The following is a 20714-nucleotide window of genomic DNA, read 5'->3' on the forward strand; positions in this document are numbered from 1 at the left end:
GCCTCCTCCGTCAGTCGTTGCCGGACGGCCGATGGTGTCGTCGGCCGAGTTCGTCGAAGAATCGGGGAATCTCCCGCCACACCGCGCTTCCCCCCGACATGCCCGCCCAGTTCTGCCGGATGAGTGCGACGAGTCGGAAGCAGTCGTCGACCGGCACCACCCACTGTTGGCCGCCGCCGCGCGGCGTGCCCGTCCACACCAGGAACGCCTCGACCCGTGGCTTCAGCGCGGCCAGCGCGGGTGATCGCGCCTCGGCGGCCCCCCAGACGCCGGCATCGATCTCCGACTCGGTCGTGCCGAGGGGACTCGGGTAGTGGGCGAAAACTCGGCCGTCCCGCTGCTTCACGAAGAAGACCAGGCCGACCGGCACGCCGAGCTCGTCGACGGACAGGCCCGTCAACCGTCTGCCCTCGGTGGGGACGAGCTGGTACCGGCCACCGCCGGCCGCCTCACGTTCGAACAGCAGGGAACAGGGCGTGCAGGCGCACATCAGCTCTGCGTCCTGCTCGTCCCACACATGCCGGTGCTCGGGGCCGACCGGCCCGGCGCACATGCCGCAGCGCTCGACCGAGGCCGCGCGCTGCCGCGCGCGGCGGATCGCCCGTTGCAGCGCGCCCGCCGTCATTCCGTGCCACCCAATGCCAGGGGCCCCGCAGCTCGCCCCGCCGCGCTCGTCGCCGTCTCATCGGTCCGGTCCGGCCGCTTCCACAAGGTGGCGACCGGGATCAGCGCCGGAGTCGGCGCTGGCGCCACCACTTCGACGGCGGACAGCTCCGGCGCGAACGTCAGCACCTGCTCCCGTACCAGGTCACCAAGGGCCCCGCCGCCACCGCCGCACGAACTCGCGGACAGGCTGATCCTCGCCACCTCGTCCTGGACGTCGACCAGCGCGATCTCAGCGCCCTGCGCGCGCAGCTGCGGCCGGAGATCGTCGACCGCACGGGCCACGCGCGGCTCCAGCGGATCCGGGTGGATACGGTGCAACAGCAGCAGATGCCGCAGCAACTCGTCGCCGGTGAGCCGGTCGAGCGTCCGGGGGACGTCGGCGACGACGTCGATGATCCGCGCGAGCGCCTCGCCGTACACCTCGGTCAGGATCTCGACGGCTTCCAGCCCCAGCTCGGCGGTGCGGCCCGGGGTCTGCTCGAGCTGGCCGAGCGCGGCGTCCAGGCGGGCCAGCCGCGGCTCGACGGCCTCGTCGTCGAGCCGCTGGACGTCCGGCTGCTCACCCATGGGACGCGCCGAACATCGGCGAGTGGATCTTCTTGAGGGTACGACCGCCACCGACGTACATGTGCACCCCGCAGGGGAGGCAGGGATCGAAGCTGCGCACCGCCCGCATGATGTCCACGCCCTTGAAGTTGTCCGGGCCGTTCTCCTCGAAGATGGGCATGTTCTGGATCGCGTCCTCGTACGGACCGGGCGTGCCGTAGCTGTCGCGGGGACTGCCGTTCCACGGCGTCGGCGGGTACGGGTGGTAGTTGGCGATCTTGCGATCCCGGATCACGAGGTGGTGCGACAGCGCGCCCCGCACGGCCTCGTGGAAGCCGCAGCCGATGGCGTCGTTCGGCACGTCGAACTCGGTGAAGACCCGCATGTCGCCGCCGCGCATCCGCTCCATCGCCCGTTCCAGGAAGTAGAGCGACATCGCCGCGGAGTACGCGATGAAGTAGGCCCGTGAACGGTCCCGCTCCAGCGCGTTCGACCAGCGCGGGATCTTCCACTCCAACGTCATCTCGGGCAGCTGCTGGCTCTTCGGAAGCGAGATCAGCACGCTCGTCCCGGTCGACCTGACGTACGGCGTGTCGACCATTTTCGCGAGCGCTGTGGTGTACAGCCGGGCGAAGCAGCCGCCTCCGGTGTCCAGCGCGAGGTGCTCCCCGCTGCTCGTGTCGAACCAGCGGGGGCTCATCACCCAGCTGTACTTGTCGTCGAAATCGCGTTTCTGAGGGTCAGGCAGGGTGGTCTGGTTCCAGGGATGGCGGATGTCGACCGGATTGCCGAGCGGGTCGTACTTGACGAACGGCTCCTCCTCGCCGGCCCAGTCCTTGTAGTAGGAGCTGCCGAGCAGGATCCGGATGCCGAGGTTGATGTCCACGAGATCGGTGGTGAGCAGCTTGCCGTCGACGACGATGCCGGGCGTGACGTGCATCGCCCGTCCCCACGTCGACATGGTCTCGTAGCGGTAGTCGACGACGTCGGGATTCTGGAACGCGCCCCAGCAGCCGAGCAGGACCCGGCGGCGACCGACCTCCTCGTAGCCGGGCAGCGCTTCGTACCAGAAGTCGAAGATGTCGTCGTTCATGGCCACGGCCTTCTTGACGAAGTCCAGGATGCTGATCAGCCGGCTCAGGTAGTCGGTGAACAGCGTCGGCTGGGGCATCGTGCCGACTCCGCCCGGATAGACCGTCGACGGGTGGACGTGCCGGCCCTCCATCAGGCAGAACATCTCCCGGGTCGTCCGACTGACCTTCAGCGCCTCCTTGTAGACCGCGCCCTCGAACGGGTTGTACGCCCGCATGATGTCGGCGATCGTCCGGTAGCCGTGGATGTCCCGACCCGGTGCCGCGGTCTTCTCCGCGAGGGCGAGCACACTCGGATTGGTCTGCTTGACCATCGCCTCGCAGAAGTCGACGAAGACGAGATTGTCCTGGAACAGAGTGTGGTCGAACATGTACTCGGCGGCCTCGCCGAGATTGATGATCCACTCCGCCAGCGGCGGTGTCTTGATGCCGTAGGCCATGTTCTGCGCGTAGACGGAGCAGGTCGTGTGGTTGTCGCCGCAGATGCCGCAGATCCGGCTGGTGATGAAGCCGGCGTCGCGGGGATCCTTCCCCTTCATGAACACCGAGTAGCCGCGGAACAGCGACGACGTGGTGTGGCATTCGGCGACCACGCGGTTCGCGAAGTCGATCTTCGTGTAGACGCCGAGGTTGCCGATGATCCGGGTGATCGGATCCCACGCCATCTCCACCAGTTCGCCGGTTTTCTGGCCGGCGGCCGGCTTGGGTTTCGTCGCGGTCACGGTCGGTTCCTCTCGATTGTTGCCTGTCGCCGGGGATCTGCCGGACCGTAGGGGCGCCACCGGGGGTTGTAGCCGCTGGTGAGCTCCGGACCGTTGTGGTGCCACTTCGGTTCCCGGTTGGCGGTGGCGTTGGTGATGCCGCGCAAGCGGCGGATCATGGCGCCGTACGGCTTGATGAGCAACGTCGACAGGCTGCCGCCGGGAGGCATGTCCATGAACGGCATGAACTTGTCGGGGAATCCCGGCATGGTGCAGCCGATGCAGATGCCGCCGACGTTGGGGCAGCCGCCGACGCCGCCCATCCAGCCGCGCTTCGGGACGTTGCAGTTGATGACCGGCCCCCAGCAGCCGATCTTCACCTGGCACTTGGGGGAGTTGTAGTCCTTGGCGAAGTCGGCCTGCTCGTAGTAGGCGGCCCGGTCGCAGCCCTCGTGCACGGTCTTGCCGAACAGCCACTGCGGCCGCAGCATGTGGTCCAGCGGCGGAGGCGGGGCCGAGCCGGCGGCGTGGTAGAGCACCCAGGTCAGGGTCTCCATGAAGTTCTCCGGCTGGATCGGGCAGCCGGGCACGTTGACGATCGGCAAGCCGCCCTGGGACCGGAAGTCCCACCCGAGATAGTCGGCCAGGCCCATGCACCCCGTCGGGTTGCCCGCCATGGCGTGGATGCCACCGTACGTCGCGCACGTGCCGGCCGCGACGACCGCCCAGGCCTTCGGCGCGAGCCGGTCGATCCACCAGTTCAAGGTCAGCGGCTCACCGGTGTTCTCGTCGTTGCCGAACGACGTCCAGTACCCGTCGCCGTTGATGTTCTCGTTCGGAATCGATCCCTCGATGACGAGGATGAACGGCTCGACCATCTCCCCACGGGCCGCTTTCCGGTACGGCGCCAGGAACTCCTCGCCGCCGGCCGTCGGCGACAGCACCTTGTTGTGCAGGTTGACCCTCGGCAGACCGGGTACGAGCCCGAGGACGATGTCCTCGATCGCCGGCTGACCGGAGGCGGTCATCGACACGGAATCTCCGTCGCAACTCATGCCCTCGGAGATCCAGAGAACGGTGACCTCGTCGAACCCGTTCTCGTGCGGGATCGCCGCGCCGGCGTCGCGCATACCCTGCGTCATGTGCGTGGCCTCCCTTGCATCCGGTCCCGAAGCCGGTCGTAGATGGCTGCCAGCGGCGCCGCGAGGGCCAGCGCCGGAGGCTTGTCCGGTGCGTGCGGGTGGGGACGCGTGGGAGCGCGCTGCTTGCCCCGGTCGATTTCCTGCCCCAGCTCGCGGAGTGCCTGTTCGTCCGCCTGCCGGCACAGCAGCGGCATGAGCTGGTTCTCGTCGTCGTGCACGTGCCGGGCGACGGCGGACGCCAGCCGCTCCATCAGCTGGTCCTGGGCCGGATCGCCGACCCCGCACCGGTCCAGTTGAAGCAGCAGCTCCTTGATGGGCACATGCCCCGCGAGGTGTCCGTCGACCTGCCCGTCGTCCAACACCCGCGCGGCGAAGGGATAGAAGAGCACCTCCTCGAGCGCGGCGTGCTTCGACAGCTCCCGGATGAGGACGTCGACCACCCCGCGCCGCTGGGCGTCGGAGGCCGCCGCCCGATAGTCTCGGAACAACTGCTCGACCACGCGGTGGTCATGCCGCAGCAGTTCGACGGCGTCCATCAGGCCGGCTTCCGCGCGCCGGAGTTCACGGTGATGGACTCCAGGACGACGTCGTCGCTGCCGGTGACATCGATGTCCACGCCGCCGCACCCCGGACAGGCGACCATTGCGAGGTGGTCGTCGACCGGCCCGCTGCGACCGCAGTCATGGCAGGTCACCGTCATCGGCTCCAGGACCAGGTCGACGGCGGCGTCCGCGGCGATGGTGCCGGCTGCGGCCAACTGGATGCCCTGCGCGACGATCTCGGGGTCGACCGGGTGACCCCCGATCCGCACCCGTAGCCCGGTGACCCGGCGGCCCGCGGCTCTGCGCACCGCGGCGGTCACGATCGCCTCGGACAGCCCCGTCTCATGCATGCGCGGTCACTTCCCTCTCGGCTGACGTCTGCTGGGTTGTCTCCCGCTGCTCTGCCGCAGCACCGAGCCGTGCTGCTTCCTCCTCCACGACCCCGACCACCATCCGGGCTGCCTCGTCGAGAGCCTCGGCGACCGGCGCCGACAGTTCCATGCGCTCGTCCATGACAGCGGGCTGGCATCCCACGACCAGGACGCGGCCGACGGTGCCGCCCAGGCTGCGCAGCAACCGGAGCACGGACTCCGGATCCATCCCGTGCCCGTCGGCTGCCGGTGCCGCCAGCGCGTCCGCCGGCCCCAGCGTCCAGCCGGGGTCGTCGAGGTCCACGTGGAGGACGGCCAACGTGCCAGGCGCCTCGTTCAGTGGCAACGCGTCCACCAGGACCAACACGTCGTGGTGGCCGTCCAGCAGATCGTAGGCCAGATGCATCCCCCGGATGCCGTAATCGGACACATCCACCATCTCCGGCAGGACAGCGTCCCGGAGGCGCCGGACGACCTCGACGCCGAAGGCGTCGTCGCCGAGGAAGATGTTGCCGATGCCGGCGACCAGGATCCGCCCGCCGCCGTTGCTCCTCACGGCGCCTCCACCTCGCCGGCCAACGGCTCGACCTCTTCGGCACGGAAATGGCGTAGCCGCCCGTACCACTGGTGCAGGTCGGCGCCCGGGTCGTCGTCCACCGTCACGGCCAGGAACCGTGACCCGTCGACGTCGAGCAGGACCTGCTCCACCCGGCCGGTGCGGCCCTCCAGGAACATGTCGTGCGCGTCGGTGCCGCGCTTTCGGGGGCGCAACCGGACCCGGCTGCCCCGGGACAGCAGGGTGCCACCGACCAGGACGGTGTCGCTCTCCGGCGCGATCCCCGCATCGGCACCGGGCTCCCACCAGTCTCGTGAGGTGGCGGTACCGCCGTCTCGCTGCACGGGCTCCAGGGTCCGAACGGCGCCGTGCAACCGCGCGAAAACCTCGGGCGGCATGGCATCGACGCGGTCGAGGATCGCGGCGGCCCGGGCATCGGTGGCCCGGACCTCCTGCTTCTCGGCGTCGGTGAGCGTGAGCGTGCGCAGCGAGAGGATCTCGTCGATCTCGGTCGCGTCGTGCAGGTCGCCTGGGCTCTCCGGTGCGATCTGCGGATGGTCGTAGAGGACGATCGGCGACGAGAGCAGGACGTCAGCGGCGCCGACCTCGCCGGCCAGCACGGGGAAGGTGTGCACGTTGCGGCATTCCTTCGCCGCGTGCGCCGCCCACTCGGGCGGGTCGAGCAGTGACAGGAACCGACCCTGACTGACGGAGGCCAGGGTGTGGGTTGCCAGCAGGCAACACCGCAACGCCTCGTCGCGTGGGCTGGCCGCCGGAGTCGTCCGGTCCGTGTTCTCGACGTGTATCCGGAGCCGCAGCAACCGGAAGGGCGCCTGACACGGCACGGCGGAGATGGTGACCGATGCGGACAACGGCCATCGCCGGCGCACCACCCGTCCCGCCGGTTCGCCCCGATCGTCGACCAACTGGTCGACGTCCTCGCCGCCCGGAACGCGGATGTCGAGGCGACGGCCGCAGCGCAGGTCGGCGACCGACGCTTCGAGGTCGAACTCCTGTGGTACGGCCTCGTCGAAGCTGAGTTCCGTGCGGCTCCCGGCATCTTTCCGGTCGACAGGCCGGTAGACGCCGTCGGCCGTCCGCTCCTCGGCCACCCTTCTTTGCAGGTGCAGGAACCGCACCCTGATCCGGACGACTGCGGTGTCCGGGACCTCCATCAGGCACTCTGTCTGCTGCCACGGCGACTCGACCGAACCTGCCACCGTGCTGCCGGCCAGGCCGTGCGCATCCGCCCAGGCGGGGGGCACGAGGACACCGAACTGCCAACGGACGCGGTTCTTGCCCGATGACCGCCGGTAGGGGTAGAGCAGGTAGCCCTCGTACAGGATCGCCTCCGCGACCGCCTCGGCGCCGTGGATGCCACCGCCGCGCGGATGCGTCTGCATGGTGCTGCCCCCCCTCCGCGGTGCACGGAACCAGCTCCGGTGAGCCGTCACCCTGGTCTAGTCCATCCGGCTGGGTGGTCGTAAGTGCTCGTCGTCCCTGTGTGCCGACAGCACTCACCGGATCGGGTGAGCCTGGTCCCGAACGTGGGGATGCTCGTTCTGTCGGCGGACGACCCGGCCGAAGGCATGAGCCGGCGCGGGGGGAGCGAGGCGGCGCCGGTGCCGTCGGCGAACGGGGCCGCCGCGTGGGTCGGCACGGGTGAGTGTCAGGGGAGCAGCCGGCGGATCTCGGCGGCGGCGGGATGGTCCGGGGCGGCGGTCAGGAAGCGACGCAGGGTCACCTCGGCCTGGGCCCGGTCGGACTGTCGCTGGGCCAGCCCGAGCACCAGCAGCGCGTCCGGTGAATCGGGAACGCGCGCCAACACCTGCCGGGCCTCCCGTTCCGCACCGGCCGTGTCACCGGCGCGGACCAACGCGAAGCCCAACCGCAGCCGCACCCCGTCGTCGGGACGGGTTCGCAACGCCTGCCGGTACAGTTCCGCCGCCGCGTCGAAGCGGCTCTGCTGCTCCATGTCCCGGGCGAGCAGCACGGCCACCGCCGCCGGATCCGGTGGCTCGCCGCCCTCGGTCGACCCGTCCCGGACCCCGGCGGCCGCCACCGCCACCGCCACGACGACGGCGACCAGACCGAGCGAGCCGGCCCGCCAGGCCCGGCGGGCCGCCGCGTCGCTCGGCGCCGGTTCCGCCGGTGCCGGTGCCGGCGCCGCCCGGGCACGGGGGCGCAGCGTCCGAACCGCGGCGTACCCGGCGCCGACCAGCGCCAGCGCTGGTACGACCCACAGCAGCAGCCCGGAACCGCGCACCGGCGGATCGGCCAGCACCTCCTCGCCGTAGCGCTGCACGAACCAGAGCCGGATGTCGTCCGGGTCGCGGCCCCGCGCGAGCTGGTCGGCCACCACCTGCCGCATTCCGGCGGCGATCGGGGAACGCGAGTCGGCCACCGACTCGCCCTGGCAGGACGGGCAGCGCAACCCGACGGCGACCGACCGGACCGGATCCTGCCGTGGTGCGGGCTGGCCCGCACGAACCATTCCGAGGACCGCCGCAGCCAGCAGGACGGCCAGCACGGCGCCGCCGAGGGCCTGACGCCGCCTCATCTGGCCAGCAGCGGACCGAGCCGCTGTTCCAGCCACTGCCGGGTGACCACGCCCTGGCGCCGGTCCACGACCCGCCCGTCCCGGTCCACCAGGAAGGTCTCCGGCACGCCCCGGACCCCCCAGCCGATCGCCAGCGTGCCGTCGGGATCCGGCACCACCGTCATCGCCTCCGCGCCGGTCTCGCGTAGCAGCGCCCGTACCGCGTCGGGCCCGTCGCGCAGGTTGATGCCGACCACCCGCAACCCGGCGGGCTGCCCCTGCCGGCCGGCCTCCGCCAGCAGCGGCAGCTCGTCGCGGCAGGGTCCGCACCAGGACGCGAACACGTTCACCAGCACCGGATGCCCCCGCACCTCGGCGAGGTCGAACCGGCCCCCGTCCAGGGTCGTGCCGGCGATCGGCGGCGCGAGGTCCCCCGTCGAGGCGCCGGCCGGCGCCGATCGGTTCGGCGTGTCGAGGCCGGCGGCGAGGCCGGCGCCGACGGCGGCGGTGACCACCAGCACCAGCGCCGGCCACAGCCGCGTGCGGAGCACGCTCACACCCGCACCTCCGGCCGCTCGACGGCCGTCGCGGTCGGGACGGCGGCCCCGGGCGCAGGGCGGCGCCGCACCGCCGCCGGCACCGCGAGCAGCCCGCCGGTCGCCGTCAGCCCGCCACCGACCCACAGCAGAGCCACCAGCGGATTCACCGCGAGCCGTACGGTCGCGCTGCCGCCGTCCGCGCCGGCGGCGATCAGCGTGACGTAGACGTCCCGGAGCATTCCGGTGCGGATCTGCGGAACGGTGACGGCGGTGTCGTGGGCGGGGAAGTAGCGCAGGGCCGGCGCCAGTGTCCCGCCGCCGTCGCGCTCGAGCCGGGCGGTCACCGCCATCCGATCCGTGTCGCCCGTTCGACGCACCTCCAGCAGCCGCACCTGGACCCCGTCGACGCGCAGGGCCTCGCCCACCCGGATCTCCCGCTCGATGCTGCTGCCGTACGCCGACGAGCCGGCGACCCCGACCGCGACCAGCGCGATCCCGGCATGCGCCAGCAGTCCGCCGAGCCTCGCAGCGCCCAGCCGAGGGGCGGCCGTCACGATGCGGGCGGCCCGGACGGCCTGCCCCGCCAGGCCGGTGAGGACGAACGCCGCGGCCCCGAACGCGGCGAGGGCGGGCGCACCGGGGCGGCCGGCCCAGCCCAGCACGGCCACGACGGCCAGCGCGACGCCGAATGGCACGCCCAGCCGGCGCAGCCCGCCCGCCCGCCGGGCCGACACCACCGCGGGCACCACGCCCATCACCAGTAGCACCACGACGGCCAGCGGCACCGCGGTCCGCTGGTAGTAGCGGGGGCCCACGGCCGTCCGGATCCCACCGAGCGACTCGGACAGCAGCGGGAAGATCGTGCCGACCAGCACCATCGCCGCGATGGTGAGCAGCAGGACCCCGTTGACCAGAACGGCCGCGCCCCGCGACAGCACCGGCGTCCGCCTTCGCGGGACCGCACCCGGGCCCCGCCATCCCACCAGCGCGGTCGAGACCGCGACGGCGAACAGGACGAAGCCCAGCAGCATCGGACCGAGCGGCGACTCGGTGAACGCGTGCACGCTGGCCACCGCGCCGGAGCGGGTGAGGAACGTGCCGAGCAGCACCAGCAGGAAGCTCGCGCAGGCCAGCACGACGTTCCAACCCGCCCGCGCCCGGGCGCCGCCGAGCGCCGTGTGCAGCAGCGCGGTGGTGGTCAGCCAGGGCAACAGGGAGGCGTTCTCCACCGGATCCCAGGCCCAGTATCCGCCCCAGCCCAGCACCGCGTAGGACCACCAGGCGCCGAGCCCGATACCGGCGGTGAGCGCCGACCAGGCGACCAGGGCCCAGGGCCGGGCGGCGCGCAGCCAGCGGTGCCCGTCCCGGCCGGCGAGCAGCCCGGCGAGCGCGAACGCGAACGGCACGACCAGGCCGATGTAGCCCAGGTAGAGCAGGGGCGGGTGCACTCCCATCGCGGGGTGCTGCTGCAGCAGTGGGTTGGGTCCGGGACCGTCGAGCGGCACCGGCCGCACCTCCCGGAACGGGTTCGCCGCGAAGTAGGTCAGCGCGAAGAAGAACACGCCGACCGCGCTGACCACGAGCATGGCGTACGCGTGCAGCCGGGCCGGGTACCGCGACGCCCGAGTCGCCAGCAGCGCGGCGATCGCGCAGTGGATGACCAGCCACAGCAGCAGCGAGCCGTCCAGCGCCGACCAGAGGCTGGTGACGGTGTAGTAGACCGGCACGTCCCGTCCACCGTTCTCGGCCACGAACCGGACGCTGAAGTCGTGGCGCAGCAGGGCGTACTCCAGCACGGCGCCACCGAGGACGGCGGCCAGGAAACTGGCGACGGTCGCGGCGCGCGCCACCCTGACCGGCCCGCCGGACAGCCCGGCGCGCAGCCAGAGCAGGGCGGCGAGGGTGGCCGTGACCAGGCCGGCGGCGAGGCTCGCGGTGCCGAACTCACCGGCCATCCGCCGGCCCTCCCGGGGTTGCCGGAGGCCGGTACTCGTTGCCGTGCCGAACGACGACCTGATCCGCGTCGAAGACCCCGTCGGCGGAGAAGCGGCCTTCGACGACGGCCGCCTCGCCCTCCCGGAAGGTCTCCGGCGGCACACCGCGCTGCCGCACGGCGATCTCGTGGCCGTCCTCCGCGAGCCGGAACTCCGTCCGATCGGAGGCACGGCGCAGCGAGCCCGGCACCACCTGGCCGCCCACCCGCAGCCGTTCCTGACGGACCTCCGGATCCCGGGACACCTCCGCCGGGGTGCGGTAGAAGGTGAGAGTGCCCTGCATGGCGGCAGCCGCCAGCAGGGCACCGGCGGAAAGGCCGACCAAGCCGACCGCGATCCGGCCGATGCGGCGGGTCATCCCGTCCGGACCGGCGTCCGGGCAGCGGTCGCCTGCCGCACCGCGGGGGCGGACTGGCGTTCCAGAGCCGCCAGCCGGCGCAGCAGGACGCAGAGCGCGGCGGCCGTCGCGGCGGCGACCGCGAGCAGCAGAGCGGCCCCCATCCGGGGGTCGATCGGGGGGCGCTGCGGCGCGAGCACCGTCGCCTGCTGGTGCAGGGAGCGCCACCAGACGACCGAGAAGTGCACCACCGGTACCAGCAGAAACCCGGCAACGCCGACGGTGGCCACCGAACGGGCGACCCGATGGTCGGCGCTGTCCGCCGCGGCGTGCCGCTCGCTGAGCAGGCGGCGCAACGCCAGGTAGCCGGCGTACACCGCCAGCAGCAGGGCGGTGCTCACCAGCCGCGGATCCCAGGCCCACCAGGTGCCCCACACGAGATGGCCCCAGACGGCGCCGGTGGCGATCGCGACGGCGGTCAGCACGACGCCGATCTCGGCCGCCGACCTGGCCAGCCGGTCGAACCGCAGATCCCGGTTGAGCAGGTAGGCGCCGCTGCCGAGCAGGACGACCGCGAAGGCGGCGTACGCCACCCACGCGGCCGGGACGTGCAGGTACATCAGCCGCTGCGCCTGCCCCTGGAGCTGGTCCGCGGGCGCCACCAACCCGCCGGTCAGGGCCGCCGCGGCGGCCAACCCGCCGGCGATCCAGGCCAGGGTGCGGCGGCCGGCGGCGGCCCGCGGGGTATCCGCGACGAGATCGAGGACCCGCTGGTGCATGATCTCCCTGTCCGCGCCCCGACCGGGCGCTTCCGCTGGCTATCGCTCGAACAGGACGCTAGCGGCCCAAAGAGGGCAATAGGCGGCTTTTGGCATAGTTGCAGCCCAAAGCGGTTCGTGCCGCTACCGTCCCTGGCGGTGGACACGTCAGCGGCGTCGACGGCCGGTGGGACCGCGCGGCGGTCACACCGTCGCACCGTCATGGCGCTCGGCACCCTGGCGGCGCTGTTCGCCCTGACCTCCTGTGCCACGGACGCGCCGTCGACGCTCGACACCGCGGGGACCGGCGCCGAGCGCGTCGAGCGGACCTGGTGGCTGCTGTTCTGGATCGCCCTGGCGGTCTTCGTCGAGGTGATGGCGCTGCTGGCCTGGGCGCTGCTGTTCCGCCGCGCACCGACGACCCGGGTCCGGCACGGCCAGCCACTGCGCTTCGTGGCCGTCGCCGGCGCCGGCGTTCCGCTGCTCATCCTGGTCGCGGTCTACGGCGTCGGGCTGCGGGACCTGGCGGCGCTCGGCGCCGGCCCGGAGCCGCAGGCGCCGACCATCGAGGTCACCGGCCACAAGTGGTGGTGGGAGGTGCGGGTGCCGGGGATCGACGGGGCGACCGCCAACGAACTCCACATCCCGGTGGGGGAGCGGGTCCGGGTGCGGCTGCGGACCGCGGACGTGCTGCACAGCTTCTGGGTGCCGCAGCTGATGCCCAAGACCGACCTGATCGCCGGCGAGACCCGTGAGACGTGGCTGCAGGCCGAGCGGGCGGGCACCTACCGTGGCCAGTGCGCCGAGTACTGCGGCACCCAGCACGCGCACATGGCGTTCCTGGTGGTGGCTGAGCCCCGCCCGCAGTTCGACGCCTGGCTGGCCCGACTTGGCTCACCGGCCCGGCAGCCGCGGACCGACGCCGAACAGCGCGGGCGGCAGGCGTTCGTCCAGGGCACCTGCGCCGGCTGCCACGCCATCCGCGGCACCGGCGCCGACGGCCGGGCCGGTCCCGACCTGTCCGACGTCGGTTCCCGCTGGAGCCTCGGCGCCGGCGCGGTGCCGAACGACGCCGGCCACCTCGGCGGCTGGATCGCCAACCCGCAGACCGTCAAACCCGGCAGCCACATGCCGCCGCAACCGATCGACGCCGCGCGGCTGCCGGACCTCATCGCGTACCTGCAGTCGCTGAAGTGACCACACGGGGGAGGTGACGACATGTCGACCGCTGCCGCGCCGCCGACCGGCGCGACCCGCGAGGACCTGGCACGGCTGCAACAACACTGGGGCGAGCGGCCGTCCCTGGTCGCCTGGTTCGGCACCGTCGACCACAAGAGGATCGGGCGGCGCTACCTGGTCACCGCCGGACTGTTCTTCGCCCTCGCCGGCATCAGCGCGCTGGCGATGCGCACCCAACTGGCCCGCCCCGAGTCCACCCTGCTCACCCCGGACGAGTACAACCAGCTGTTCACCATGCACGGCACGGCGATGATCTTCCTGTTCGCCACCCCGATGCTCTTCGGCTTCGGCAACTACCTGGTCCCGCTCATGATCGGTTCGCGGGACATGGCGTTCCCGAAGCTGAACGCGCTGGGCTACTGGATCTTCCTCTTCGCCGGGCTGTTCATGTGGGCCAGCCTGCCCTTCGGCGCGGCCCCGAACGCCGGCTGGTTCGCGTACGTGCCGTTGGCCGGTGAGCAGAGCCTGCCCGGGTTGAACATCGACGTCTACACCCTCGGGCTGCTGTTCCTCGGCATCGCCACCACCGCCGGCTCGATCAACTTCATCGTCACCGCGCTGAAGCTGCGCGCCCCCGGCATGTCGCTCGACCGGGTGCCGCTGTTCGTCTGGGCGATCGTCGCCACCGCGTTCATGGTGATCTTCGCGTTGCCCGCGTTGAACCTGGACAACGCGATGCTGTTCTTCGACCGCCGCTTCGGCACCCACTTCTTCGACCCGGAGGCCGGCGGAAACGTGCTGCTCTGGCAGCACCTGTTCTGGATCTTCGGCCATCCCGACGTCTACATCATCGTGCTGCCGGCACTGGGCATCGTCTCGGCGGTGCTGCCGACCTTCACCCGCCGGGGCGTGGTCGGCTACGCGCTGATCGTGCTCTCCATCGTGTCCATCGCGATCATCTCCTTCGGCGTGTGGGTGCACCACATGTTCGCCACCGGGCTGCCGCAGCTGTCCTACAGCTTCTTCAGCGCGGCCAGCACGATCATCACCATCCCGTCGGGCATCCAGATCTTCGCCTGGCTGGCCACCATGCTGCTCGGCCGGCTGGTCCTCCGGGTGCCGATGCTGTTCCTGATCGGATTCCTGGTGACCTTCGTGGTCGGCGGCTTCACCGGCACCATGTTCGCGATCACCGCCTTCGACCAGCAGACCACCGACTCGTACTTCGTCGTGGCGCACTTCCACTACGTGCTCGTCGGCGGCGCGCTGTTCCCGATCCTCGCCGGCATCTACTACTGGCTGCCGAAGATCACCGGCAGGATGTACCACGAGCGGCTCGGCCGATGGGCCTTCGGGCTGGTGTTCACCGGCATGCAGGTCACGTTCTTCCCGATGCACCTCTACGGCCTGTGGGGCATGCCCCGACGCGTCTACACCTATCCCGCAGAGCTCGGCTGGGAGCGGTGGAACCTGGTCAGCACCGCCGGGGCGTACCTCCTCGCGGTCGGGCTGCTGCTCGTGCTGATCGGGGTCGGGCACGCGATCCGGCGCGGCCGGCCCGCCCCGGCCGATCCGTGGGGCGGGGACAGCCTGGAGTGGGCGACCCAGTCACCACCGCAGCCCTACAACTTCCCGGTGCTGCCGCGGGTGCACAGCCTGCACCCCGTGTGGGACGCCCGGAGCATGGAGTCGCTGGGCGCGGGCGCCACGGGTGACCGGATCCTCGCCGACGGCCGGACGACGCTGATCACCAGCGAACTGGACGGCCGACGCGAACGCGCGGTCCAGATGCCCGAGGCCTCCCTGCAGCCGCTCCTGGTCGCCGTGGAACTGCTCGTCTTCTTCACCGCGATGCTGTTCGCCTGGTACCCGGTCGCCGCCGCCGCCGCGCTGGCCGTCGCCGCGACGTTGGCCGTCTGGCTCTGGCCGCCGCGCCGGCCAGCGGCAGAGCCGGGGGTGACCGGATGAGAGACGCCCGGGGCGGCATCGCGGCGGCCACCGGCGCCGAGGCGCTGACCACGGAACTGCCGGTCGGCCGCTCCATCGGCTGGTGGGGAATGGTCATGTTCGTCGCCACCGAGGCGGCCCTGTTCGCCTACCTGCTCGGCAGCTACTTCTACCTGCGCTTCCAGCACGGTTCGCCGTGGCCCCCCGACGGAATCGCCGAGCCGGCGCTGCTGCGCCCGCTGGTGATGACCGCGGTGCTGCTGCCCAGCAGCCTGCCCCTGATCTGGGCGGAACGCGGCATCCGCGCCGGGCAGCGCCGGCGGCTGAACATTGGCGTCGCCGCCACCCTGCTCCTCGGGCTGACGTTCCTGGCCCTGCAGGCCACCGAGTACGCCGAACTGCTGCGTGAGTTCACCATGACCACCAACGTCTACGGCTCGCTGTTCTACGTCATCACGGGGTTCCACGGCCTGCACGTGCTGGTCGGGCTGACGATGCTGAGCCGGCTGCTCGCCGCCTCGCTGCTCGGCGGCAACCTCGGGGGCCACCGCCACGACCGCGTCCGCAACACGGCCATCTACTGGCACTTCGTCGACGCGGTGTGGGCCGCCATCCTGTTCACCGTCTACGTCTCGCCGTGGCTGTGATGAGCGTCCAGCCCGGTCAGCGCGCCCGCCTCGCCGGCGGGCTGCTGCTCTGGTACGGGGTCCTCGGCGGCGCGCTCGCCTGGGCCGTGCACCTACTCGTCGCCTGGGGCGTCGAGGAACTCACCTGCGCCACCGGCTCCACGCGCGTCGGCGCCGTGCCGCTGCGCCTGGTCGTCACCCTGGCGGTGGTGCTGCCGGCGCTGGCCACCGTGGGATCGCTGCTCGCCGCCGGGCTGGCCTGGCGGCGCATCCGCCAGGACGGCGAGGACCGGTCTGTCTCCCGCACCAGGATGCTCGCCGTCGTGGGGATCTGGCTGAACCTGCTCTTCCTGACCATCATCGCCCTGGGCGGGGCCGCCCTGCTGGTGCTGGCGCCATGCCAGGGATGACGGCGACCGGCGGCGGGCCGCAGGAGGCGTCCGTCGTGGCCGGGCTGCTCGACATCCTGCTCGTGCTGACGCTGGCCCTGCTGGCCGCCGGCTACGGCCGCGGCGTGCACGAGCTCTGGGCCCGCCGCGGCGCGGGACGCGTCCTGCCGGGCTGGCGGGTGGCCACCTTCGGCCTCGGCGTGCTGGTCGCGCTCGCCGCGCAGGGCCCTCCGCTGACCGACCTGGCCGGGCGGTCGTTGACCGGGCACATGACCCAGCACATGGCCCTGCTGCTGGTCGCCGGGCCGCTGCTCGCCGCCGGCGCCGCCGGGCTGCCGCTGACCCTCGCCTGCCCGCAGCCGCTACGGCAACGACTGGCCCGGCTCCGGGCCGCCCCCGCCGCCCGGTGGCTGCGCCGGCCGGTGACCACGGCCGCGCTGGCAGGCGGGGTGCAGACGCTGGTGCTGTGGGTCTGGCACCTGCCCGCGCCCTACGTCGCCGCCCTGCAGCAGCCGCTCGTGCACGCCGTCGAGCATCTCTGCTTCGTCACCGCTGCCTGGCTGCTGTGGGCGCCGGTGCTCGGCGCGCCGCAGCACCGCCTGCCCGCCCCGATCGCGGTGCTGCTCCTGGCCGCCACGATGCTGCCGGCCTCGGGGCTGGGCGCGGTGCTCACCTTCGCGCCGCGACCGATCTATCCGGCCGAGGCGCTCGGCCCCAACCCGCTCACCGATCAACAGGTGGCGGGCCTGCTGATGTGGGCGCCGATGGACGTGGCCGTGCTGGTCGCGACGTTGACCATCTTCCTCCGCTGGCTGCTGCGCCTGCACCGGCAGAGCCCGGACCGGGTGACCCCGCCGGAACCGAGCGGCCCGGTCGCCACCACGCATACCGGAGCGGGGGCGCGATGACGCGAGGAATCCGGTCGCTGTGGCCGGTCCTGCTGGTGTTGCCGGTCGTGCTCGTCGCGCCCGGCTGCGCCAGCACCGCCCCGCCGCCACCGCCGGAGGTCCGCGTCGGCTTCCCCGAGCGCGGCGCACAGCTCATCGTCGAACGCGGCTGCGGCTCCTGCCACGTCATCCCGGGCATCGACCGGGCGAACGGGCTGGTCGGCCCGCCCCTGACCCGCTTCGGGGCCCGCTCCTACATCGCCGGCGCGTTGCCGAACAACGCCGACAACCTGCGGCGCTGGATCGCCGACCCGCAGGCGGTCGAGCCCGGCACCGCCATGCCGGACCTGGGCATCGACCCGATCGACGCGCAGGACATCGCCGCCTACCTGTACACACTGGACTGAGACCGTGGACCAACGAGCAACGATCACCGCCGGACGGGGCCGCCCGGCGCGGCTGCACCCCCGCCGGGCCCTCGCCGTCGGTGCGGTGCTGACGCTCGCCGCCGGACCCGGCGTCGCGGCGCAGCCCGACCCCATACCGGCCACGTCGGCACCGGCCACGTCGGCACCGGCCACGTCGGCACCGGCCACGTCGGCACCGGCCACGTCGGCACCGGCCACGTCCGCACCGGCGGACCACGGCGCCGAGCTCTACCGGCAGCACTGCGCCAGCTGCCACGGCCCCCAGGGCCAGGGCGCCCAGCGAGGGCCCTCCCTGATCGGTGTCGGGCCCGCCTCGGTCCATTTCCAGGTCTCCACCGGCCGGATGCCGCTCTCGGCCGAGCGGCAGCAGCCCCGACGTGCCGAGCCGGTCTTCTCGGCCGGCGAGATCGCGGCGCTGGTCGGCCACGTCGGCACCTTCGGCGGGGGCCCGCAGATCCCGCAGGTCGCACCCGGCAGCGTCACCAACGGCCGGGAGATCTTCGCCGCCACCTGCGCACCCTGCCACGGCGCGACCGGGGCGGGCGCGAACCTGACCGACGGATCGATCGCCCCACCCCTGTACGACGCGAGTGCGGTGCAGGTGGCCGAGGCGGTGCGGGTCGGTCCCGGTCTGATGCCGGTCTTTCCCAGCCAGGTACTCAGCGACCAGCAGGTCAACGACGTGGTCACCTACGTGCGGAGGTTGCAGAGCGACCGGCTGGACCGGGGCGGGAACCCGCTGGGCCGGTTGGGCCCGCTGGCCGAGGGACTCGTGGCCTGGATCGTCGTGCTGGGGCTGCTCGTCGCGGCAGCGCGCTGGCTGGGCAGGAGGGCCGGCGAGTGAGCAAAAGTGGTGCACCGGAGCCCGAGCGGGGCGTGACCCGCCGCATCGTCGCGGCCTTCCTCGTCAGCGCCGCCGGAGCGGTCGGCTTCGCGGTGACCTACGTCCTCGGCGGCCAGACGCAGTGGGAGGGAGTCTCGCTCGCGGTGGCCTTCGCCGGTCTGGCCGTGGGTCTCGCGGTCTGGGGGCGGCGGCTCGTGCCGTCCGGCGGCTACGTCGAGGAGCACGCCGGGTTCACCCCATCGCCGCGCACGCAGGCGCGGACGGCGGCGGCGCTCACGGCCGAGGACAGCCCGCTGCGCCGCCGTGGCCCGCTCGCCGCGCTCGGGCTGGCGCTGGCCGCCCTCGGCGCCACCGCGCTCTTCCCGCTGCGCTCCCTGCTGCCGTTCGACCGCGCCCGCCCGGTGGCGGCACGAAAGGACACGCCCTGGGGGTTCGGTGTGCGGCTGGTGAACGGCGAGGGGCGACCGTTGCGTCCCGAGGACGTGCCGGCGGACACGATGGTCGTGGTCTTCCCGGAAGGCGACGTCGACACCGGTGACGGGCCCGCCTTCGCGGTCCGCCTCGACCCGCGACGCTTCACCCGGCCACCGGCCGGCGGTCACCTCGACGGCTTGGTCGTCTACTCGCTGCTGTGCACGCACGCCGGCTGCCCGGTCCGCCTCTACCTGGCAGGTACCGGGCAACTGCTCTGCCCCTGCCACCAGTCCTCGTTCGACCTGCTCGCCGCGGCCCGTCCGGTGTCCGGCCCGGCCGCCCGAGCGCTGCCCGCGTTGCCGATCGAGGTCGGCCCGGACGGCCACCTGCGCGCCACCGGTGACTTCACCACCCCACCCGGCGCCGGCTTCTGGGGCCGGCCGTGATCGTCGACCGGTTCGCCCGCGCCCTCGACGACCGGCTGCGGCTGTCTCCCGTCGCCCGCAAATCCCTGGCCAAGGTGTTCCCCGACCACTGGTCGTTCATGCTGGGCGAGATCGCGCTCTACTCGTTCGTCGCGCTGATCCTCACCGGCGTCTACCTGACCCTCTTCTTCGACCCCAGCGTCGCCGACCGCGTCTACCAGGGCAACTACGCGCCGCTGGACGGCGTCCCCACCTCCGCCGCGTACGCCTCGACGGTGCGGTTGAGCTGGGACGTGTCTGCCGGGTTGCTGATCCGGCAGACACACCACTGGGCGGCGCTGGTCTTCGTCGCCGCGATCGTGGTGCACCTGACCCGGATCTTCTTCACGGGGGCGTACCGCAAGCCGCGCGAGATCAACTGGCTGATCGGCGTCACCATGCTGGCCCTCGCCCTGTTCAACGGCTTCACCGGCTACTCGTTGCCGGACGATCTGCTCTCCGGTATAGGCCTGCGGATCCTCGTCTCGGTGACGGAGTCCGTCCCACTGGTCGGGCCGTGGCTGGCGTCCCTGGCTCTCGGCGGCGAGTTTCCCTCCGACGAGATGATCCCCCGGATGTTCGTCAGCCACGTGCTGCTGGTCCCGGGCTTCCTCGTCGCGCTGGTATCGATCCACCTGGCGATCATCGTGCGGCAGACACACAGCCAGTTCCCAGGCCCGGGACGGACCGAACACAACGTGGTCGGCTCCCGGTTCTGGCCCAGCTACGCCCTGCGCTCGCTGGCCCTGTTCGCCTGGGTGCTCGCCGTGCTGTTCGCCCTCGGCGGGCTGGTGCAGATCAACCCGGTATGGATCTACGGACCGTTCGAACCGGCCGAGGTCACGTCCCCCGCCCAACCCGACTGGTACGTCGCCTTCGGCGACGGGGCGCTGCGCCTCTTCCCGCCGTGGGAGATCCGAATCGCCGGGTACCTCGTGCCCGCCCCGTTCGTCCCCGGCGTGGCGGTGGGCGGACTGACCTTCCTCGCCCTGTACGCCTGGCCGTTCGCCGAGCGGCTGCGCACGAAGGACCGCCGGCCGCACCAACTGCTCGACCGCCCCCGCGACCACCCCGCGCGCACCGGCATCGGCGTAACCGCCATCACCTTCTACGGGGTGCTGACCGTCGCCGCGGGCGACGACGTCATCGCCCGGCTGCTGGATGTGCCGACCCATGACGTGCTCTCGCTGCTGCGGGTGCTGGTCCTGCTGCTGCCCCTGGCGGCCGGGCTGCTCGCGTACCTGGTGGCGCGGGCCCTGAACCGCGGCGACGCCGCCGGGATCGGCGATCTCACCCGCGCCGACCTGCGGCGGGCCGTCGGTGTGCCCCGCCGCGGCGGCGACGCGGGGCGGGCGGACCAGCCGCCCGGGTCCGCCGCGCAGGCGACCCTGCCGGGCGAGCGGATCGAGATGTGGCCCGAGGGCGACCTGTGGCGCTGGCGCTACCGCGACGACGCCCGGGACGTCACCATCCACGGCAACCTGTCGGGGCAGTCGGAGCAGGAGGTGGCCGCGGCGGCCCGGCTGGCGTACCCGGGGGTGGACCCCGTCGTCGTCCCCGGGCCCCCGCCGTCCGCTCCCGGCCTCCGGTCCGCGCTGCGCCGCTGGGGCGACGCCGCGCTCGGGGCGTCCCTGCTGGTGACGGCCCTGGCACAGCGGCGGCGGGAGCGCAGACCCGACCGTCCCGGCCCGGACGGCGACCGGCCGGACGGGCCGTCGGGGCCGTCGGACTGACCGGTACGGCGATGACGGAAA

22 protein-coding genes are annotated in these 20714 nt (G+C 72.5%); 9 read left to right on the plus strand and 13 right to left on the minus strand.

Annotated features, from left to right (window positions below; all coding sequences use genetic code 11):
* Positions 1-10: 10 nt before the first annotated feature.
* From ACGF5C_RS24865 to ccsA, 13 genes are all read right to left on the minus strand, one after another.
* Positions 11-625, minus strand: a complete 615-nt coding sequence (locus ACGF5C_RS24865; RefSeq protein ID WP_393305290.1) for a DUF5947 family protein — start codon at positions 623-625, stop codon at positions 11-13.
* Positions 622-1233: a hypothetical protein gene (locus ACGF5C_RS24870; protein ID WP_393305291.1), complete on the minus strand. Its 612-nt coding sequence runs from the start codon at positions 1231-1233 to the stop codon at positions 622-624. Before ACGF5C_RS24870 ends, ACGF5C_RS24865 begins: the two co-directional genes overlap by 4 nt.
* Positions 1226-3025, minus strand: a complete 1800-nt coding sequence (locus ACGF5C_RS24875) for a nickel-dependent hydrogenase large subunit (protein WP_393305293.1) — start codon at positions 3023-3025, stop codon at positions 1226-1228. Before ACGF5C_RS24875 ends, ACGF5C_RS24870 begins: the two co-directional genes overlap by 8 nt.
* The gene (locus ACGF5C_RS24880; protein WP_393305295.1) at positions 3022-4146 is read right to left on the minus strand and encodes a hydrogenase expression protein HypE; all 1125 of its coding nucleotides are present in this window, start codon (positions 4144-4146) and stop codon (positions 3022-3024) included. The genes ACGF5C_RS24875 and ACGF5C_RS24880 overlap by 4 nt, the downstream gene beginning before the upstream one ends.
* Positions 4143-4682, minus strand: a complete 540-nt coding sequence (locus tag ACGF5C_RS24885; protein ID WP_393305297.1) for a hemerythrin domain-containing protein — start codon at positions 4680-4682, stop codon at positions 4143-4145. Before ACGF5C_RS24885 ends, ACGF5C_RS24880 begins: the two co-directional genes overlap by 4 nt.
* Positions 4682-5038: a hydrogenase/urease maturation nickel metallochaperone HypA gene (locus ACGF5C_RS24890; RefSeq protein ID WP_393262411.1), complete on the minus strand. Its 357-nt coding sequence runs from the start codon at positions 5036-5038 to the stop codon at positions 4682-4684. The genes ACGF5C_RS24885 and ACGF5C_RS24890 overlap by 1 nt, the downstream gene beginning before the upstream one ends.
* A complete protein-coding gene (locus ACGF5C_RS24895) occupies positions 5031-5615 on the minus strand; it encodes a hydrogenase maturation protease (protein WP_393305299.1) in 585 nt (194 codons plus the stop codon). Before ACGF5C_RS24895 ends, ACGF5C_RS24890 begins: the two co-directional genes overlap by 8 nt.
* Positions 5612-7018 carry a hypothetical protein gene (locus ACGF5C_RS24900; RefSeq protein WP_393305301.1) on the minus strand — a complete coding sequence of 469 codons (1407 nt, stop codon included), beginning with the start codon at positions 7016-7018 and terminating at the stop codon, positions 5612-5614. Before ACGF5C_RS24900 ends, ACGF5C_RS24895 begins: the two co-directional genes overlap by 4 nt.
* A 266-nt stretch (positions 7019-7284) precedes the next feature.
* Positions 7285-8175: a cytochrome c-type biogenesis protein CcmH gene (locus tag ACGF5C_RS24905; RefSeq protein WP_393305303.1), complete on the minus strand. Its 891-nt coding sequence runs from the start codon at positions 8173-8175 to the stop codon at positions 7285-7287.
* Positions 8172-8711, minus strand: coding sequence for a TlpA family protein disulfide reductase (locus ACGF5C_RS24910; protein ID WP_393305304.1), 540 nt, complete (start codon positions 8709-8711; stop codon positions 8172-8174). The genes ACGF5C_RS24905 and ACGF5C_RS24910 overlap by 4 nt, the downstream gene beginning before the upstream one ends.
* Positions 8708-10648 (minus strand): heme lyase CcmF/NrfE family subunit, encoded by a 1941-nt coding sequence (locus tag ACGF5C_RS24915; RefSeq protein ID WP_393305306.1) that lies wholly within the window; start codon positions 10646-10648, stop codon positions 8708-8710. Before ACGF5C_RS24915 ends, ACGF5C_RS24910 begins: the two co-directional genes overlap by 4 nt.
* Positions 10638-11045, minus strand: coding sequence for a cytochrome c maturation protein CcmE (locus tag ACGF5C_RS24920; RefSeq protein ID WP_393305308.1), 408 nt, complete (start codon positions 11043-11045; stop codon positions 10638-10640). The genes ACGF5C_RS24915 and ACGF5C_RS24920 overlap by 11 nt, the downstream gene beginning before the upstream one ends.
* On the minus strand, positions 11042-11803 hold the full coding sequence (ccsA, locus tag ACGF5C_RS24925) for a cytochrome c biogenesis protein CcsA (RefSeq protein WP_393305310.1): 762 nt from the start codon (positions 11801-11803) through the stop codon (positions 11042-11044). The genes ACGF5C_RS24920 and ccsA overlap by 4 nt, the downstream gene beginning before the upstream one ends.
* A gap of 201 nt (positions 11804-12004) precedes the next feature.
* On the opposite strand from ccsA, the gene ACGF5C_RS24930 reads away from it, so the two are divergent.
* Genes ACGF5C_RS24930 through ACGF5C_RS24970 form a run of 9 tightly spaced genes read left to right on the plus strand, consistent with a single transcriptional unit; the run spans position 12005 to position 20693 of the window.
* Positions 12005-12979, plus strand: a complete 975-nt coding sequence (locus tag ACGF5C_RS24930; RefSeq protein WP_393305311.1) for a c-type cytochrome — start codon at positions 12005-12007, stop codon at positions 12977-12979.
* A 21-nt stretch (positions 12980-13000) separates the two neighbouring features.
* The gene (gene ctaD / locus ACGF5C_RS24935; protein ID WP_393305313.1) at positions 13001-14929 is read left to right on the plus strand and encodes a cytochrome c oxidase subunit I; all 1929 of its coding nucleotides are present in this window, start codon (positions 13001-13003) and stop codon (positions 14927-14929) included.
* Positions 14926-15555 (plus strand): heme-copper oxidase subunit III, encoded by a 630-nt coding sequence (locus ACGF5C_RS24940; protein WP_393305315.1) that lies wholly within the window; start codon positions 14926-14928, stop codon positions 15553-15555. The genes ctaD and ACGF5C_RS24940 overlap by 4 nt, the downstream gene beginning before the upstream one ends.
* Positions 15555-15944, plus strand: a complete 390-nt coding sequence (locus tag ACGF5C_RS24945; RefSeq protein WP_393305317.1) for a hypothetical protein — start codon at positions 15555-15557, stop codon at positions 15942-15944. Before ACGF5C_RS24940 ends, ACGF5C_RS24945 begins: the two co-directional genes overlap by 1 nt.
* Positions 15932-16831, plus strand: coding sequence for a cytochrome c oxidase assembly protein (locus ACGF5C_RS24950; RefSeq protein WP_393305319.1), 900 nt, complete (start codon positions 15932-15934; stop codon positions 16829-16831). Before ACGF5C_RS24945 ends, ACGF5C_RS24950 begins: the two co-directional genes overlap by 13 nt.
* Positions 16828-17217, plus strand: a complete 390-nt coding sequence (locus ACGF5C_RS24955; RefSeq protein WP_393305321.1) for a c-type cytochrome — start codon at positions 16828-16830, stop codon at positions 17215-17217. The genes ACGF5C_RS24950 and ACGF5C_RS24955 overlap by 4 nt, the downstream gene beginning before the upstream one ends.
* 4 nt (positions 17218-17221) lie before the next feature.
* Positions 17222-18082 carry a c-type cytochrome gene (locus ACGF5C_RS24960; RefSeq protein ID WP_393305323.1) on the plus strand — a complete coding sequence of 287 codons (861 nt, stop codon included), beginning with the start codon at positions 17222-17224 and terminating at the stop codon, positions 18080-18082.
* Positions 18079-18942, plus strand: coding sequence for a ubiquinol-cytochrome c reductase iron-sulfur subunit (locus ACGF5C_RS24965; RefSeq protein ID WP_393305325.1), 864 nt, complete (start codon positions 18079-18081; stop codon positions 18940-18942). The genes ACGF5C_RS24960 and ACGF5C_RS24965 overlap by 4 nt, the downstream gene beginning before the upstream one ends.
* Entirely contained in the window at positions 18939-20693 is a 1755-nt protein-coding gene (locus tag ACGF5C_RS24970) for a cytochrome bc complex cytochrome b subunit (protein ID WP_393305326.1), read from the plus strand. The genes ACGF5C_RS24965 and ACGF5C_RS24970 overlap by 4 nt, the downstream gene beginning before the upstream one ends.
* Positions 20694-20714 lie beyond the last annotated feature (21 nt).

This window comes from Micromonospora sp. NPDC047620 (assembly GCF_043205005.1).
Classification (GTDB): Bacteria; Actinomycetota; Actinomycetes; order Mycobacteriales; family Micromonosporaceae; genus Micromonospora.

What these genes read in the sequence shown, in the direction of transcription:
- ACGF5C_RS24865 (WP_393305290.1), bottom strand. Translation starts at nt 625, where the DNA reads ATGACGGCGGGCGCGCTGCAACGGGCGATCCGCCGCGCGCGGCAGCGC.
- ACGF5C_RS24870 (WP_393305291.1), bottom strand. Translation starts at nt 1,233, where the DNA reads ATGGGTGAGCAGCCGGACGTCCAGCGGCTCGACGACGAGGCCGTCGAG.
- ACGF5C_RS24880 (WP_393305295.1), bottom strand. Translation starts at nt 4,146, where the DNA reads ATGACGCAGGGTATGCGCGACGCCGGCGCGGCGATCCCGCACGAGAAC.
- ACGF5C_RS24885 (WP_393305297.1), bottom strand. Translation starts at nt 4,682, where the DNA reads ATGGACGCCGTCGAACTGCTGCGGCATGACCACCGCGTGGTCGAGCAG.
- ACGF5C_RS24890 (WP_393262411.1), bottom strand. Translation starts at nt 5,038, where the DNA reads ATGCATGAGACGGGGCTGTCCGAGGCGATCGTGACCGCCGCGGTGCGC.
- ACGF5C_RS24900 (WP_393305301.1), bottom strand. Translation starts at nt 7,018, where the DNA reads ATGCAGACGCATCCGCGCGGCGGTGGCATCCACGGCGCCGAGGCGGTC.
- ACGF5C_RS24905 (WP_393305303.1), bottom strand. Translation starts at nt 8,175, where the DNA reads ATGAGGCGGCGTCAGGCCCTCGGCGGCGCCGTGCTGGCCGTCCTGCTG.
- ACGF5C_RS24915 (WP_393305306.1), bottom strand. Translation starts at nt 10,648, where the DNA reads ATGGCCGGTGAGTTCGGCACCGCGAGCCTCGCCGCCGGCCTGGTCACG.
- ACGF5C_RS24920 (WP_393305308.1), bottom strand. Translation starts at nt 11,045, where the DNA reads ATGACCCGCCGCATCGGCCGGATCGCGGTCGGCTTGGTCGGCCTTTCC.
- ccsA (WP_393305310.1), bottom strand. Translation starts at nt 11,803, where the DNA reads ATGCACCAGCGGGTCCTCGATCTCGTCGCGGATACCCCGCGGGCCGCC.
- ACGF5C_RS24930 (WP_393305311.1), top strand. Translation starts at nt 12,005, where the DNA reads ATGGCGCTCGGCACCCTGGCGGCGCTGTTCGCCCTGACCTCCTGTGCC.
- ctaD (WP_393305313.1), top strand. Translation starts at nt 13,001, where the DNA reads ATGTCGACCGCTGCCGCGCCGCCGACCGGCGCGACCCGCGAGGACCTG.
- ACGF5C_RS24940 (WP_393305315.1), top strand. Translation starts at nt 14,926, where the DNA reads ATGAGAGACGCCCGGGGCGGCATCGCGGCGGCCACCGGCGCCGAGGCG.
- ACGF5C_RS24945 (WP_393305317.1), top strand. Translation starts at nt 15,555, where the DNA reads ATGAGCGTCCAGCCCGGTCAGCGCGCCCGCCTCGCCGGCGGGCTGCTG.
- ACGF5C_RS24950 (WP_393305319.1), top strand. Translation starts at nt 15,932, where the DNA reads ATGCCAGGGATGACGGCGACCGGCGGCGGGCCGCAGGAGGCGTCCGTC.
- ACGF5C_RS24955 (WP_393305321.1), top strand. Translation starts at nt 16,828, where the DNA reads ATGACGCGAGGAATCCGGTCGCTGTGGCCGGTCCTGCTGGTGTTGCCG.